This window comes from Streptomyces sp. NBC_00554, from assembly GCF_041431135.1.
Taxonomy (GTDB): domain Bacteria; phylum Actinomycetota; class Actinomycetes; order Streptomycetales; family Streptomycetaceae; genus Streptomyces.
In genome coordinates this window covers 6367530-6383401 of the sequence record NZ_CP107799.1, presented here as the reverse complement: position 1 = coordinate 6383401, position 15872 = coordinate 6367530, and the positions used below count along the sequence as shown (strand labels likewise).

14 protein-coding genes are annotated in these 15872 nt (G+C 70.7%); 8 read left to right on the top strand and 6 right to left on the bottom strand.

Annotated elements, in window-relative coordinates; translation table 11 throughout:
* Positions 1-11 precede the first annotated feature (11 nt).
* Entirely contained in the window at positions 12-1067 is a 1056-nt protein-coding gene (locus OG266_RS28175) for a LacI family DNA-binding transcriptional regulator (protein WP_266461451.1), read from the bottom strand.
* Positions 1068-1460: 393 nt separating this feature from the next.
* Between OG266_RS28175 and OG266_RS28170 the strand changes: the two genes are divergently transcribed.
* From OG266_RS28170 to OG266_RS28150, 5 genes are all read left to right on the top strand, one after another.
* A complete protein-coding gene (locus tag OG266_RS28170) occupies positions 1461-2777 on the top strand; it encodes an ABC transporter substrate-binding protein (RefSeq protein WP_266461448.1) in 1317 nt (438 codons plus the stop codon).
* Positions 2778-2782: 5 nt separating this feature from the next.
* On the top strand, positions 2783-3799 hold the full coding sequence (locus OG266_RS28165; protein WP_266464214.1) for a carbohydrate ABC transporter permease: 1017 nt from the start codon (positions 2783-2785) through the stop codon (positions 3797-3799).
* An 11-nt stretch (positions 3800-3810) separates the two neighbouring features.
* Positions 3811-4716, top strand: a complete 906-nt coding sequence (locus tag OG266_RS28160) for a carbohydrate ABC transporter permease (protein WP_266461445.1) — start codon at positions 3811-3813, stop codon at positions 4714-4716.
* Positions 4717-4828: 112 nt separating this feature from the next.
* Positions 4829-6256 carry a GH1 family beta-glucosidase gene (locus OG266_RS28155; protein WP_371548967.1) on the top strand — a complete coding sequence of 476 codons (1428 nt, stop codon included), beginning with the start codon at positions 4829-4831 and terminating at the stop codon, positions 6254-6256.
* Positions 6257-6489: 233 nt separating this feature from the next.
* Positions 6490-7578 carry a hypothetical protein gene (locus tag OG266_RS28150; protein ID WP_371548966.1) on the top strand — a complete coding sequence of 363 codons (1089 nt, stop codon included), beginning with the start codon at positions 6490-6492 and terminating at the stop codon, positions 7576-7578.
* A 160-nt stretch (positions 7579-7738) separates the two neighbouring features.
* Here the strand turns inward: OG266_RS28150 and OG266_RS28145 are convergent, their stop codons facing one another.
* Positions 7739-9214, bottom strand: a complete 1476-nt coding sequence (locus OG266_RS28145) for a cellulose binding domain-containing protein (RefSeq protein ID WP_371548965.1) — start codon at positions 9212-9214, stop codon at positions 7739-7741.
* 232 nt (positions 9215-9446) lie between these two features.
* Between OG266_RS28145 and OG266_RS28140 the strand changes: the two genes are divergently transcribed.
* Both OG266_RS28140 and OG266_RS28135 read left to right on the top strand, forming a co-directional pair.
* Positions 9447-10127, top strand: coding sequence for a TetR/AcrR family transcriptional regulator (locus tag OG266_RS28140; RefSeq protein WP_266461435.1), 681 nt, complete (start codon positions 9447-9449; stop codon positions 10125-10127).
* Between the two features lie 18 nt (positions 10128-10145).
* Positions 10146-11339: an FAD-dependent oxidoreductase gene (locus tag OG266_RS28135; RefSeq protein WP_371548964.1), complete on the top strand. Its 1194-nt coding sequence runs from the start codon at positions 10146-10148 to the stop codon at positions 11337-11339.
* Positions 11340-11458: 119 nt separating this feature from the next.
* Here OG266_RS28135 and OG266_RS28130 read toward each other — a convergent pair whose 3' ends face one another.
* Together OG266_RS28130 and OG266_RS28125 are read right to left on the bottom strand one after the other, a co-directional pair.
* The gene (locus OG266_RS28130) at positions 11459-12835 is read right to left on the bottom strand and encodes a HAMP domain-containing sensor histidine kinase (RefSeq protein WP_266461430.1); all 1377 of its coding nucleotides are present in this window, start codon (positions 12833-12835) and stop codon (positions 11459-11461) included.
* A 28-nt stretch (positions 12836-12863) separates the two neighbouring features.
* On the bottom strand, positions 12864-13568 hold the full coding sequence (locus OG266_RS28125; protein WP_266461427.1) for a response regulator transcription factor: 705 nt from the start codon (positions 13566-13568) through the stop codon (positions 12864-12866).
* Positions 13569-13746: 178 nt separating this feature from the next.
* On the opposite strand from OG266_RS28125, the gene OG266_RS28120 reads away from it, so the two are divergent.
* Complete coding sequence (locus tag OG266_RS28120; RefSeq protein ID WP_371548963.1) at positions 13747-14268, top strand: hypothetical protein; 522 nt, start codon at positions 13747-13749, stop codon at positions 14266-14268.
* 21 nt (positions 14269-14289) lie between these two features.
* On the opposite strand, the gene OG266_RS28115 is transcribed toward OG266_RS28120, so the two are convergent.
* Together OG266_RS28115 and OG266_RS28110 are read right to left on the bottom strand one after the other, a co-directional pair.
* Entirely contained in the window at positions 14290-15210 is a 921-nt protein-coding gene (locus OG266_RS28115; RefSeq protein WP_371548962.1) for a spermidine synthase, read from the bottom strand.
* Positions 15211-15278: 68 nt separating this feature from the next.
* Positions 15279-15716, bottom strand: a complete 438-nt coding sequence (locus OG266_RS28110) for a hypothetical protein (protein ID WP_326722902.1) — start codon at positions 15714-15716, stop codon at positions 15279-15281.
* Between the last annotated feature and the right edge of the window lie 156 nt (positions 15717-15872).

Sequence of the window (15872 nt, the reverse complement as noted above, 5' to 3'; positions counted from 1 at the left end):
GAGGGGGCGCCTCACGAAGACGCCCGGGCCACCAGCTCCGTGGGCAGCACGACCTGCCGTCTCTCCAGGCCGCGCGACACCGCCGGACGGCGGTCCGCGATCTCGTCCAGGAGGAGGTCGATCATCGCGCGGCCCATCAGCTCGATCGGCTGACGCACGCTGGTGAGCGGGGGGTCCATGTGGCGGGCGATGGCGGAGTCGTCGTAGCCGACGAGGGCCACGTCTTCGGGTATACGGCGGCCCGCCTCGCGCAGGACCTGGCGGGCGCCGGCCGCCATGACGTCGGAGCCGGCGAAGACCGCGTCGAGGGAGGGGCAGCGGTCCAGGAGTTCCGTCATCGCACGGCGGCCGCCCTCCTCGGTGAAGTCGCCGGGGACGATCAGCCGGTCGTCGGGCTCCCGGCCCGCCTCGCGCAGGCCCTCGCGGTAGCCGTCGACGCGGCGCTGGGCGCCGAAGACGTCGAGGCGGCCCGCCAGGTGGACTATGGTGCGGCGGCCCTGGGCGATCAGGTGCTCGACGGCCGCGCGGCCTCCGCCGTAGTTGTCGGAGTCCACGGACGGCAGCGTCTCGCCCGCCGAGCGGCGGCCGCTGATGACCGCCGGGATCTCCAGCTGGGAGAGGAGATCGGGGAGCGGGTCGTCCGCGTGGACCGAGACCAGCAGGACGCCGTCCACGCGGTGCGCGGCCAGGTACTGGGCCAGTCGCTGGCGCTCACGATCGCTGCCCGCGAAGATCAGCAGCAGCTGCATCTCGGTGTCGGACAGCGCCGCGCCGACCCCCCGCAGCATGTCCGAGAAGTACGGTTCCGCGAAGAAGCGGGTCTCGGGTTCGGGGACGACAAGGGCGATCGCGTCGGTTCGGTTGGCCGCGAGGGCACGGGCCGCCGTGTTCGGGACATAGCCGAGTTCCGCGACCGCGGCCTCGACGGCGGCGCGGGTCGCGTCGCTGACCCGCGGGGAACCGTTGATCACCCGGGACACCGTCCCGCGGCCCACTCCGGCCCGCGCGGCGACCTCCTCAAGGGTCGGCCGCCCGCCGCTCCGGCCCCGCGCTCCGTGGCCTGCCATGGTCGCCTCCCGTCACACCGCGGATCACTCCGCGACTGGCCTGGAATCTAACAGCCCTGTTCGTGAACTCGAGCCCGGCCCGAGCGCCGCCCGCACCGGAGGCCGCGCCCTCGGCCCCCGCGACGGACCGAAAAGCCTCCGTCCTGACCCGAGTTCGTACCGCCTCTCGCAGTTAGCTAACGGCCCGATAACTGAACGCATCTCTCCGCGTCCGCTCCCTTGACACCCCCGCGCGAACCGACGACTCTTCAACACATCACTTGTGGGAGCGCTCCCACGGTACCTGACACATACACATCCCGCACGTTCCCCGCCCGAGCCGCAGCGTGAACTAACGGGCCCAACAATGCAGTTGGCCGGGGGGTCGGCACGTCAGGGCAACAGGAGGACGCAATGCGAGCACGTACCCGAACCGCCCGCAAGGTGGTAGTCCTCGCGACGATCGCGTCGCTGGGCACCGGGCTGCTGGCCGGCTGTGCCGACGACGGCAAGGACAGCTCCGGTTCGTCGTCGGAAGGCGGCGGCAAGGGCAAGACCAAGATCACGCTCGGCCTCTTCGGCACCGCCGGCTTCGAGGAGTCCGGCCTGTACAAGGAGTACGAGAAGCTCCACCCGGACATCGACATCCAGCAGACCGTCGTGGAGCGCAACGAGAACTACTACCCGGCGCTCGTCAACCACCTCACCACCAACAGCGGCCTCCAGGACATCCAGATGGTCGAAGTCGGCAACATCGCCGAGATCGTCGAGACCCAGGCGACCAAGCTGCTCGACCTGTCGAAGTACGGCAAGGAGAGCGACTACCTCGACTGGAAGTGGAAGCAGGCCACCACCAAGGACGGGCAGACGATCGGGGTCGGCACCGACATCGGTCCGATGGCCATCTGCTACCGCACGGACCTGTTCAAGGCAGCCGGTCTGCCCACCGACCGCGAGGAAGTCGGCAAGCTGTGGGCGGGCAGCTGGGACAAGTTCGTCGACGTCGGCAAGCAGTACCAGGCGAAGGCCAAGGGCACCACCTTCCTGGACTCCCCCGGCGGTCTGCTCCAGGCGATCCTCAGCAGTGAGACCGAGCGGTTCTACGACTCCGCAGGCGAGGTCATCTACAAGACGAACCCGGCCGTGAAGGCCGCGTTCGACCTCACCTCGCAGGCCGCCGAGGACGGACTGATCGGCAATCAGACGCAGTTCCAGCCCGCCTGGGACACGACGATCGCCAACAGCAAGTTCGCAGCGATGTCCTGCCCGCCGTGGATGCTGGGTTACATCAAGGGCAAGTCGAAGCCCGAAGCGGCCGGCAAGTGGGACGTCGCCCAGTCGCCCGTGTCCGGCAACTGGGGCGGCTCCTTCCTGACCGTGCCCAAGTCCGGCAAGAACACCGAAGAAGCCGCGAAGCTGGCCGCCTGGCTGACCGCTCCCGAGCAGCAGGCCAAGCTGTTCGGCGTGCAGGGCAGCTTCCCGAGCACCCCGGCGGCGTACGACTCGACCGAGGTGACAACCGCGAAGAACGACATGACGGGTGCCGCGCCGATCGGCACGATCTTCGCCGAGGCCGCCAAGAACATCCCGGTCCAGACGATCGGCCCGAAGGACCAGATCATCCAGCAGGGTCTGACCGACAACGGCGTGGTTCTCGTGACCCAGGGCAAGTCTCCCGAAGAGGCCTGGAAGAACGCCGTGAAGACCATCGACAACAACCTGGAGAAGTGACCGGTATGTCCCCCCGGCACGACACCGCCGCGCCCCCCGAGAAGGAGGGGGGCGCGGCCCCGGCCGACCGGATCCCGTCAAGTACGCCCGCTGAGGCGGACGTTCGACGCCGGGCCCGGCTCTCCCGCCGATGGCAGCGGGACATGCGCTGGAGCCCGTACGCCTTCGTCTCCCCGTTCTTCCTGCTCTTCCTCGCCTTCGGCCTCTTCCCGCTGATCTACACGGGCTGGGCCTCGCTGCACGCGGTGGAGCTGACGGCGCCAACCGACATGGACTGGGTGGGCCTGCGCAACTACACCCGGATCTTCGACGACGACTTCTTCTGGAACGCGGCGAAGAACACCCTGACCATCGGGATCATCTCCACCGTCCCGCAGCTGATGATGGCGATGGGCCTCGCCCACATCCTCAACTACAAGCTGCGCGGCTCGACCTTCTACCGGGTCGCGATGCTCGCGCCGTACGCCACGTCGATCGCCGCCGCCTCGCTGGTGTTCGTGCTGCTCTTCGGCCGCGACTACGGCATGATCAACTGGGCGCTGAACGCCGTCGGGTTCGACAACATCGACTGGCAGAACGACAAGTGGCCCTCGCAGATAGCCGTTTCGTCGATCATCATCTGGCGCTGGACGGGCTACAACGCGCTGATCTATCTGGCGGCGATGCAGGCCATCCCGCAGGACCTCTACGAGTCGGCGGCCCTCGACGGAGCCTCGCGCTGGAAGCAGTTCCTGCACGTCACGCTGCCGTCGCTGCGGCCGACGATCCTGTTCACCGTCGTCGTCTCGACGATCGGCGCCAGCCAGGTGTTCGGCGAGCCGCTCCTCTTCGACGCCAACAAGGGTGCGTCCGGCGGCGCCCAGCACCAGTTCCAGACGCTCGGCCTCTATCTGTACGAGCAGGGCTGGGTCAACCAGCACCTGGGCCGGGCCTCCGCCATCGCCTGGACCATGTTCTTGATCCTCATCGTGATCGGGATCGTCAACTACGTCATCTCGCGCCGGCTGCGCGCCAGTAGTTAGGAGTACAGGCCGTGACGACGACACTGACGCCCCCCACCGACCCTGTGAAGGAACCGCCCAAGCGCACCCGGCGCCCCAAGTCGGCCCGTGCGGGCGGGCAGTTGCACGGCGGCCCGATCGCGTACGCCGTGCTCGTGCTGTTCACCATCGGCTCGCTGTTCCCGCTGGTGTGGACGGCGATCGCCGCCTCGCGCGACAACAACCGGCTGGCGCAGACGCCACCGCCGTTCTGGTTCGGCTCGGGCCTGTTCGACAAGCTCGAACTCGCCTGGAAGGACGCCAATCTGGGCGAGGCGATGCTCAACACCACGATCGTGGCCGGGATTTCGGCGGTCACCGTCGTCGTCCTCTCCACGATCGCCGGGTTCGCCTTCGCCAAGCTGCGCTTCAAGGGCCGTAACGCCATGATGCTGATCATCATCGGCACCATGATGATTCCGCCCCAGCTCAGCGTGATCCCGCTGTACATGATGGTCGCCAAGCTCGACTGGTCCGACCAGCTCCAGGCAGTGATCTTCCCGTCCCTCGTGAGCGCCTTCGGTGTCTTCTTCATGCGGCAGTACCTGATCCAGGCGCTGCCGAACGAGCTGATCGAGGCGGCCCGGGTGGACGGCGCGAGCAGCTGGCGGGTGATCTGGCACGTGGTGTTCCCGGCGGCGCGCCCCGCGATGGCCGTGCTCGGCATGCTCGTCTTCGTGCAGACGTGGAACGACTTCCTGTGGCCGTTCCTCGTGCTGACCCAGATGGGCAACCCGACCGTGCAGGTCGCGGTCGCGGGCCTCGGCCGCGGCTTCACCCCCGACCAGTCCCTGATCATGGCGGGCGCGCTGCTCGGCACGCTGCCGCTGCTGCTCGTCTTCGCGATCTTCGGCAAGCAGATCGTGGGCGGCATCATGCAGGGCGCCGTCAAGGGCTGACGCCCGTGTGGGGGCCGGGTCACCGCCGCCTCGGCCCCCCTCGCCCCCATCCTCCTTGTCCCCGTCCCCCCTCTTACCGTCGGCCTCCACGACCCCCTATGGGAGCGCTTCCATGCCTGAGCCTGTGACGCCCGTGACCTTTCCTCCCGCCTTCCTCTGGGGCGCCGCGACCTCCGCGTACCAGATCGAGGGGGCGGTACGGGAGGACGGCCGCACGCCCTCGATCTGGGACACCTTCAGCCATACGCCGGGCAGGACGGCGGGCGGCGAGACCGGTGACGTGGCCGTGGACCACTACCACCGCTACCGCGACGACGTGGCCCTGATGGCGGACCTCGGCCTGACCGCGTACCGCTTCTCGGTCTCCTGGTCCCGGGTGCAGCCGACGGGCCGCGGCCCCGCGGTCCAGCGCGGCCTGGACTTCTACCGCCGGCTGGTGGACGAGCTGCTCGCGCACGGCATCAAACCGGCCGTCACCCTCTACCACTGGGACCTCCCGCAGGAGCTGGAGGACGCGGGCGGCTGGCCCGAACGCGACACGGCGCTGCGTTTCGCGGAGTACGCGCAGATACTGGGCGAGGCGCTCGGCGACCGAGTCGAGCAGTGGATCACCCTCAACGAGCCCTGGTGCAGCGCCTTTCTGGGGTACGGCTCCGGGGTGCACGCTCCCGGCCGCACCGACCCGGCGGCGTCGCTGCGTGCCGCGCACCATCTGAACCTGGCGCACGGCCTGGGCACTTCGGCCCTGCGCGCCGCGATGCCCGCCCGCAACTCGGTCGCGGTGAGCCTCAACTCCTCGGTCGTCAGGCCGGTTTCGCAGAACCCGGCCGACCTGTCGGCGGCGCGGCGCATCGACGACCTCGCCAACGGGGTCTTCCACGGTCCGATGCTGCACGGGGCGTACCCGGAGAGCCTGTTCGCGGCGACGGCGTCGGTCACGGACTGGTCGTACGTCCTGGACGGCGATCTCGCCCTGATCAAACAGCCCTTGGACGCGCTCGGCCTCAACTACTACACACCGACGCTGGTTTCGGCGGCGGAGAACGTGACGGACGGCCCGCGAGCGGACGGCCACGGCGCGAGCTCGCACTCCCCCTGGCCGGGCGCGGACGACGTCGCCTTCCACCAAACGCCGGGCGAGCGTACGGAGATGGGCTGGACGATCGACCCGACGGGCCTGCACGACCTGATCATGAGGTACGTCCGCGAGGCTCCCGGCCTGCCGATCTACATCACCGAGAACGGCGCCGCGTACGACGACAAGCCGGACCCCGACGGCCGGGTCCACGACCCCGAGCGGATCGCGTACCTCCACGGCCACCTCGCCGCCGTACGCCGCGCCATCACCGACGGCGCGGACGTCCGCGGCTACTACCTCTGGTCCCTGATGGACAACTTCGAGTGGGCGTACGGCTACGGCAAGCGCTTCGGAGCGGTGTACGTGGACTACGCGACCCTGGAACGTACGCCGAAGTCGAGTGCCCGGTGGTACGGGGAGGCGGCGCGGACGGGGGTGCTGCCGGGGGTGGCCACCGAGTAGGGGGAGACGGGGGGGCGGGGCGCGGCACGGTGAGGGGAGTGCCGCGCCCCTTGGGGCTTGAGGGGTAGCCGGGCTTCCGCCGGGTCGGTCGGTCGGTCACCGCACCCCGTGGCTGGTCAGGCCCGTGATTCACAGGAAACCGAGTACAACCAACCCCCGCGATCACAAGTCCAGTTCGTCGGCGGCGCCACGCCTGTGCGCCGCCGACGAACCGCTCCCTGGGGGGAAGCACCGTGAGACGTTCCACCATCACCACCCGCGTACTCGGCGGCTCGGCACTCGCCTGTGTCGCCGTCGCCCTGGCACTGGTCTTCGTGCGGCACGACGCACCGGCCCCGCGTACCGACATCCTCGCGGCGCTCGGGCTGGCGGCCGTCGCCGCGGCCGGCTGGGCGTTCGCGTGCCGTACGGCGCCCGCACTCGGACCGGCACCGGAAGCGGCGTCCAGCAGCGCGCTGCCCGGCCGACTCCCGCTGCCCAGGTGGGACTTGGGCACAGTCATCGGTTTTCTTCTCCTGGCCCTGACGCCGTACTCGGCGCACCGGCTCGCGCAGGGGCCCGGCGGCGGAGGTGTGTTCCTCGGCCTTGTGGGGCTCCTCCTGATCGTGGTGACGGTGAAGGCGATGCTCTTCGCGCGCAAGCAGACGAGCATGAAGCAGCGGCTGCTGAAGCTGAAGGTGCTGGCCGAGGACGCGGCACACGGCGAGGTGTACGCGGTGCGGGTGCAGGCCGGAGAGCCCGTGCGGATGCGGCTCAGTGAACGGGGCGACAAGCCCGGCGCGGTGGACGTCTCGTACTGGCACTGGATCGTCGTGCGGGAGGGCGCGCACGAGATCAGGCTGGCCGCGCCGCGCGCGGACGTGGCGCGAGCGGCCGTACGGTTCGGCGGCCAGGAAGGGTGGCTTTACCTGCCCAAGCGCTGGAAGCTGATCGACGACGAGCTGCCCGCGGCGTTCGTCGCGGACGGCGGCGAAGCGCTGCTGGGCCTCACGGATCCGGACGAGGTCCGCGCCTACCTGGTCAAGGACCTCCGTACGACATCGTCCGACCGCAGCGCGCGACGCGTACCGTCAACCGCCAAGTTCCGCGCACCGGTTCACCTCTCCACGTTCGGCGGGGCCCTGCTCGCCACCCTCCTCGCCCTCCCCGTACTCCTTCTCGGCAACGACCTGCCCACTGCGGCGGCCTGGTTCCTGTGCGCCCTCGCGGCGGCCTCGGCCGTGACGGGGGCGCTGCGCGGGGCCGGCGACGGGGCGACGCGGGCGGTCATGTCCGATGTGAAGTGGACTGAGCGGGACGAGACGGATCCGTCCATCGCGTAGGCCGCGAGGGGGCCGCGAGATGCCCGGGAACGCGCCGCGCGCCCCGGCCGGGTGGGGGGGAAGGTCCGGCCGGGGCGCGTAGCCCCCGTGCGGAGATGGCTGATTGGCGAATTGGCTGACTGACTGGCTGGCCGACTGGCTGACTGGACAGGCCAATTGGCTAGTTGTTGGCGGCGAAGGCCTTCGAGAACGCGTTCGCGTCCTGGACGATCGAGCTGCACGTCGCGTCGGCGAAGTTCTTCGCACCGCCCGCGCACTGCTTGTCGCGGGTGGCGGACCACATCGAGAGCCAGCCGAGGCCCTTCGACTTGGCGAAGGCGACCAGCTGGGTGGCGTCCTCGACCTTGAAGATCTCCGTCGTCACGTCGTTGACGCCGATCATCGGGGTGACGGCGACGGCCTTCCAGGCGGCACTGTCGGAGAGCCCGAGGACGCTCTTGACCTGGGCCTGTGTCGCGGTCGCGGCCTGCTCGGCGTATGTACCCATGTCACCGCTGTACGCGGGGCCGTAGTCCATCGCCATGATGTTGACGGTGTCGATGGAGACGCCGTTCGACTTGGCGTTGGACAGGAGGTTCACGCCGTCCTGGGTGAGGCCCTCGGGCATCACCGGGAGCGTGAACGACACGTCCAGCGACGGGTGTTGCTGCTGGAGCTTCGCGACGGCCTGGGCGCGGCGGGTGTTGGCGGCCGTGTCGGGCAGCGCACCGCCCTCCACGTCGAAGTCGACCTTCGTGAGGTCGTACGCGTCCACGACCTTGCCGTACGCCGTCGCCAGCGCGTCCGCCGACGAGCACGTGGTCGCCAGCTCCGAGCCGGACGCCCCGCCGAAGGAGACGCGGACGTCGCCGCCCTTCGCCCGCAGGGCACCGATCTGCGAGGCCACCCCGTCACTGCCGAGGTCGGTCACACCGCCCCACTTGGGTGTGCAACCGCCGCCGTCCGTGATGAAGGCGAGGTTGTAGTCCTTCACGCCGGTGGCCGTGGCGGCGGCGAGCAGGTCGAAGGCGGGGTAGAGCGAGGTGTCGACGTAGGGCGCGAAGCCTGCGCTGGTGGTGGTGCCGCTGCCGGAGGTCTCGGAGGCGGAGGGGGTGGGGGTCGGCGTGGGCGTTGCCGACGCGGTGGGTGACGCGGTCGCCGTGGCACTCGGGGTCGCCGTCGGGGTCGCCGTCTCCGTCGGCCGGCCGCTCGGCTCCGGCGTCGCGCCGCTGTCCACCGAGCAGTCGGCACCGTCGATGAGACAGCCCGTCGGGTTCGCGGAACCGTTCACGACGAACCCGACGGTGACGGTCTCACCGGCCGCGAGGCCGTCCTTGTCCCAGGACGGCGGCCGCACGGTGACGTGCTGCCCGCTCACCGTCGAGTCGCCGTTCCACAGCGAGCTGAGCGTGGCGCCGGACGGCAGGTCGAACTCCAGCGTCCAGTCCCCCTTCGTCTGGTCGCTGTCGTTGGTGATGACGTACTGCGCGGTGTAGCCGGTCGACCAGTCACTGGTCTTGGTGTACGCGGCTCCGACGCCGGCCGCCTGCGCGGTCCCGGAGAGCAGGACGGCGCCACCGCCGACCAGGGCCGCGGAGATGATGCCGCCTATCGCCTTGTTCCTGGCACTGATCCTGCGCCGGTGCGTACTGCTCATCGCGTGTGCCTGCCTTCGCGGTTCACGGGGGTGGGGTGCGGCAGCACGCTAGCGATCCGGAATCGGGCAAAACGCTTCATCCGGACGGCCGTTGGCGATCTTAGGGTGCGCTTAAGGGAGACATCGGGGGCGGTTAAAGGTCGAGACCAATTTGGGGGCCGAGCACTGGAACATCAACGAACATGTTCGCTAGGAACTTGTTCGTGACGAACATGTTCGTTATGGTGGATGTATGGCACCCGATACACCCCACAGTCGCCGGGAACGCCCGGCCAAGCCGGCCCTGTCACGGGACGGCATCGTCGCCACCGCTGTCGAGATCATGCGCGCCGAGGGCCTGCAGAAGGTCACCATGCGGCGGCTGGCGCAGGAGCTGGACACCGGCCCGGCCTCGCTGTACGTGTACGTCCGCAACACCGCGGAGCTGCACGCGGCCGTCCTGGACGAGCTCCTGGGAACCGTCGAGTCGCCCCCGGCCGACGAGGGCGACTGGCGCGAGCGCCTGGAGAAGGTCCTCTCCTCCTACACCGAGGTGCTGTTCGAGCACCGGGGCCTCGCCCAGTCCGCTTTGGTGGCCCGCCCCAGCGGAGAGCACTACCTGAACCTCGTCGAGAGGCTGCTGGCTCTGCTGGACGAGGGCGGCGCGCCGCCCGGACAGGCGGCCTGGGGTGTGGACCTGCTGCTGCAGGTCGCCACCGCGACCGCCGCCGAGCACGCCGTCCAGGACCGGGCCGTCGGAGCCCAGGACGACTGGGACGCCCTCGCCCGCGCCCTTCAGAACGCTTCCGGCGACACCCACCCGCACATCGCCTCGCTCGCCGACGAGCTTCTGTCAGGCGCCCCGAAAGCACGTATGACCTGGGGTTTCCAGATGCTGATCAACGGCATCCTGCACACCCCCACGCCCACCTAGACCCAAAGGAGCACGACCATGACCACCACCACGCCCACTCACCACCCCGTAACCGTCATCGGCGCCGGGCTCGGCGGCCTCACCCTCGCCCGAGTCCTGCACGTCAACGGCATCGAAGCCGCCGTCTACGACCTCGACGCCTCCCCGGCAGCCCGCGCCCAGGGCGGCATGCTCGACATCCACGAGGAGTCCGGGCAGGCGGCCCTGCACGCCGCCGGCCTCTACGAGGAGTTCCGCACCCTCATCCACCCCGGCGGCGAGGCCACGCGCATCCTCGACAAGCACGCCGTCGTCCGTATGAAGCAGGACGACGACGGCGACGGCGGCCGTCCCGAGGTCGAGCGCGGCCAACTGCGCGACCTGCTGCTCGGCTCGCTCCCCGAGGGCACCGTCCGCTGGGGCACGAAGGCCACCGGCGCCCGCCCGCTCGGCGACGGCCGCCACGAGGTCACCCTCGCCGACGGCTCCGTCCTCACGACCGACCTGCTGATCGGCGCCGACGGAGCCTGGTCCCGGATCCGCCCGCTGGTCTCCGCCGCCACTCCCGCCTACTCCGGCCTGTCCTTCGTCGAGGCGGACCTGCCCGACGCCGACACCCGCCACCCCGGCAGCGCCGCCGTCGTCGGCGGCGGCATGCTCATGGCCCTCGGCGCGGACAAGGGTTTCCTCGCCCACCGCGAGACCGACGGCAGCCTGCACGTCTACACCGCGCTCAAGGTCCCCGAGGAGTGGCTCGACGGTATCGACTTCACCGACACCGGCCTGGCCAAGGCGGCCGTCCTCGATCACTTCCCCGACTGGGACAGGAGCCTGCGGGCGCTGATCGCCGACGCCGACGGCCCGCTGGTCCCCCGCCGGATCCACACCCTGCCCGTCGGCCACCGCTGGGACCGCGTCCGCGGCGTCACCCTGCTCGGCGACGCCGCCCACCTGATGTCACCGTTCGCCGGCGAGGGCGCCAACCTCGCCATGCTCGACGGAGCCGAACTGGGCACCGCCCTCGCGGCACACCCCGGCGACACCGAGGCCGCGCTCGCCGCCTACGAGCAGGTGATGTTCCCGCGCAGCGAGTCCGCCGCGACAGAGTCCGCCGAGAGTCTCATCGTCTGCTTCCGCGACGACGCCCCTCAGGGTCTGCTCGACATGTTCGCCGGATTCCAGGACCAGGCGGAAGCCCAGGCAGAGGTCCAGGCGCACCCCCAGGCGGACTGACCCGCCCGGTCGGCCGGGACGGGCGTCAGCCCACACCCACCCCGCGCAGGCGAAAGCCCAGGCAGAGGTCCAGGCGCACCCCCAGGCGGACTGACCCGCCCGGTCGGCCGGGACGGGCGTCAGCCCACACCCACCCCGCGCCGACGCCGCCGTACGGACCCCCGGTGCCCCCGCCGAACGGGCGCCCGCCCGTCCAGCTGGATCCAGATCCGCACCTCCGTCCCCCCGAGCACCGACGATCCGATCCGCACATCCCCGCCCGTCGACTCCGCGAGCCGTCGCACGATGTCCAGGCCGAGCCCCGTCGAGCCGTCGCTCCCGGACCCGCGGCCGCGCGCCATCGCCGCCTCCGGGTCCACGATCCCGGGACCCGCGTCGGACACCAGCACGATCACCGCGTCCTCGCCGTTGTGCACGTCGACCGCGAAGGCGGTGCCCTCCGGGGTGTGCCGGAAGACATTGCCGAGCAGCGCGTCGAGGGAGGCCACCAGGTCGGCGCGGGCGACCGGTATTCGTACCGGCCGGTCCACACCCGCAACCCGCACCTTGCGCCCCTCGTCCTCCGCGAGCGCCGACCAGAAGTCCATCCGCTCGCGCACGACCTCGGACGCGTCGCACCCGGCGACGGCGGCTATCGCCGCCGTCTGCGGCTTCGCCTCGCGGGCCGTCCGGATGATGGTGTCGACCTCACGCTCCAACTGCGCGACGGCCGCCCGGGTCTGCTCGGCGGCCGGTCCGTCGCCGAGCGAGGCCGTGTTGAGCCGCAGCACGGTCAGCGGTGTGCGGAGGCGATGGGAGAGATCGGCCGCCAACTCCCGCTCGTTCGCAAGCAGTTGTACGACCTGATCGGCCATCGAGTTGAACGCGACCGCCGCGAGGCGCAGCTCGGTCGGCCCCTCCTCGGGCACCCGGGCCCCCAGCTTGCCCTCCCCCAACTCGTGCGCGCCCTCGACCAGTCGCTGCGCGGGCTGCACCATCCGTACGCCCAGCCGGTCGGCCACCGCGACGGAGCCGATGATGAGCGCGACGCCGACCGCGGCGAGCACCGCCCAGGCCGTGCCGATGCCGTTGCTGACCTCGGACTCGGGGACGTACACCTCGACGACCGCGATCTCGCCGGAGCTCAGCGCGACGGGCTGGAGCAGGGTGGAGCCGCCGGGGACCTCCGTGGTGGAGGCGCGACCCAGCTTCCGGGTCGTGGCGATGTCCTCGTCGGCGGCGCGCTCCTTGCCGATCTCGACCGCGGCCGCGCCGTCGGCGGCCGGTATGTGCACGGCCATGCCCTCGTCCGAACCCGCGGACGCGACGACCCGCTCCAACTGGTCCCGGTCGGTGGTGATGGAGAGCGCGGGCGCGATCGCCGCGGCCTCCCGCTCGGCGTTCGAGAACGCCCGGTCTCTGGCCATCTCCTTGATGACAAGCCCGAGCGGCACCGCGAAGGCCACCACGACCATCGTGGTCACCGCCACACACACCTTGACCAGCGCCCACCTCATGGCGCCCACCCCTCGCCCCGTGCCCACCTCATAGCGGCGGCTCCGCTCTCGGCGGCTCCAGCTTCACACCGACACCCCGCAGGGTGTGCAGATAACGCGGCCGCGCCGCCGTCTCACCCAACTTCCGCCGCAGCCAGGACAGATGGACGTCAATGGTCTGATCGTCCCCGTACGACTGCTGCCACACCTCGGCGAGCAGTTCCTTGCGTGCCACGACGACACCGGGCCGCCCGGCCAGGAAAGCGAGCAGGTCGAACTCACGCCGGGTGAGATCCAGCCGTACGCCGTCCAGTTCGGCCTGCCGGCGCAGCGGGTCGATGGCGAGCCCGCCGACCCTGATGACCGTCGACGGAGGCGCGTCCCCCGCGGGCACCCGGGCGCGGCGCAGGACGGCCGCCATCCGCGCCGACAGGTGCTCGACCGAGAACGGCTTGGTCAGATAGTCGTCCGCGCCGTCGTTCAACAAGCGGACGATCTCGGCCTCGTCGTCGCGTGCGGTGGCGATGATCACCGGGACGTCGGTGATTCCGCGCAGCATCTTCAGCGCCTCGGCCCCGTCCAGATCGGGCAGACCGAGGTCGAGGATCACGACGTCGAAGGAGAAATGGGCGACCTCGCGCAGCGCCTCAAGGGCGGTGCCGACGCTGCGCACGGTGTGCGCGGCATCGGTCAGATGCCGGATGAGGGCTGAGCGTACGAACTGGTCGTCCTCGACCACGAGCACACTTGCCATGGGCAGGACCGTACGCCATCCGGGCGAGCCGCTCCGGTGCCTGTGGATAACTCGGTACGAGTGCGTACGAGGTGGTTGTGGACAACCGACTGAGCAACCCGGCCGAACAACCCGGCTGTGCGCAAAGCCTGAGACACCCGTGGGACGCGTGGGGCGGTCGTGAGGCAGTATGGCCGCGATGCGCAGAGGACTCGTACACGTACTCGCTTGGTCGCTCGCCACGGGCGCGGCGGTCACGCTGTCGTGGTGGGGTGTCCACACCGTGATGGCGGGGACGGCCTACGACCCGCCGCGCGCCCTGCCCATCACGGCGGGCGACGCCACGACGCAGGAGTCGAAGCCGCTCGCCTCCTCGACGGAGCGGGCCAAGCCGTCGAAGAGCCCGTCGAGCAAGGCATCGGAGAGCCCCGAGCCGAGCTCGACGCCCTCCAAGACTCCCGGTGCCAGTCCCTCTCCGAGTTCGTCCGGCGCCTCGTCCGGCCAGGTCAAGAGCTACGACACCGAAGGCGGGCGGGCGGTCTTCGCCCTCGACAAGACGTACGCGACGCTCGTCTCGGCGACCCCGGCCTCGGGCTGGTCGATGCAGGTGTGGAAGACGGAGACCTGGATCCGGGTGGAGTACGCCTCGGGCGCGGACCGGGTGTCGGTGTTCTGCACGTGGCACGACAGCGCGCCGCGGGTGCAGATCGGGACGTACTGAGCGCTGGTTCGGGGCGCCGGCTCAGCGGAACACCGAGGGTGGCGGTGCGGGCGACGCCACCGCCACCGCGTCCGTGACCGGTGCCGCTCCCCCGGTGAAGTCGGCGAGTTCCTTGCCGTGTTCGACTCGTCCGGGGTGCGGGTCGGAGGCCGCTCGGCGGGTCAGTTCGGCCAATGGGAGGGGCCTTGCGGAGCCCACGAGGACGGCGTTCCCGAAGCGTTTGCCGCGCAGTACCGTCGGGTCGGCGATCAGCGCCAGTTCGGGGAAGACGGCCGCGGCGGTGGCGATCTGGCCGCGCAGATGCGCGAGCGGCGGCCCGTCGGCGAGGTTGGCGGCGTACAGGCCGTCCGGTTTGACGGCCCTGCGGACGTCGGTGAGGAACTCGACCGAGGTGAGGTGGGCCGGCGTGCGTGCCCCGCTGAACACGTCCGCGATCACCAGGTCCGCCCAGCCGTCCGGCACTTTCGCGAGCCCTTCGCGGGCGTCCATGGAACGCACCCGGATGCGGGCGCCGGGGTCCAACGGCAGTTCGCGGCGGACCAGTTGGACGAGGGTCGCGTCGCGTTCGACGACCTGCTGAGTGGAGCGGGGGCGGGTCGCGGCGGTGTAGCGGGCGAGGGTGAGGGCGCCGCCGCCGAGGTGTACGGCGTGCACGGGTTTGCCCGGCGGGGCGACGAGGTCGATGACATGGCCCAGGCGGCGCTGGTACTCGAAGTTCAGATACGCGGGATCATCCAGGTCGACGTGCGACTGCGGGGCGCCGTCGATCAGCAGGGTCCAGGCGCGCGCCCGGTCCCGGTCGGGCATCAGCTCGGCGAGCCCGCCGTCGACCGCCTCGACGACGGCCTCGGCGGCGGCCGCCTGCCCGCGCCGTGCACCACGCCCGCCGTCACGTCCCGCGTCACGCCCGTCGTCGGACCGCTTGTTCCTCGCCCTTGCCATCCCGCCATTATCGGGGCGTACGAGCGGGTCGGCTCAGCAGCGGATTCACCGGCGGTTCCTCGGACGGCTCAGCGGCAGTTGTCCGCGGCCTCGATGAGCCGCGCCGCCTCGCCGAGGGCCGCCCGCAGCACCGCCGGGTCGGTCGCGAGGTCGGCCTCGCCGGGCGGCAGCAGCCAGTCCGAGCCCTCGACCGGGGGCTCGGGGGCCAGGCTGAGGCCGCGGCCGTTGGTGTGTGTACAGGTGCTTCCCGGCACGTCCCACGCGTCCGCGGTGCCGGGTGGCACCAGGAAGCCGAGGGTGTCGCAGCCGTCGTCGTGAAGTACGGGTCCGACGGCGTCGCCGGAGCCGCGGCGCAGGATGTCGACCGCCTCCAGGCCCTGCCGCGTCGGCACCGTCACCAGGTCGCAGTCGGCGACCGGCTCAGGTGGGGCACTGCACTCCGGCGACGGCCGGTGCTGCGCGGTCGACAGCGACGTACGGAACTCGGCGCTCTGCGTGGTCTCCATCCCGGCCTCCAACACGGAACCCCTCCTCCTGACGAGTGGGTCGGGAGTTCGGGCGGCTCCCGGTCCACAGGGTTCAACGCACCATCGCGTCAACGGCTACGGCATAACACCGCCGCAAAGGATGGCAGTTCATGGCAGATCGTGGATGAGATATCC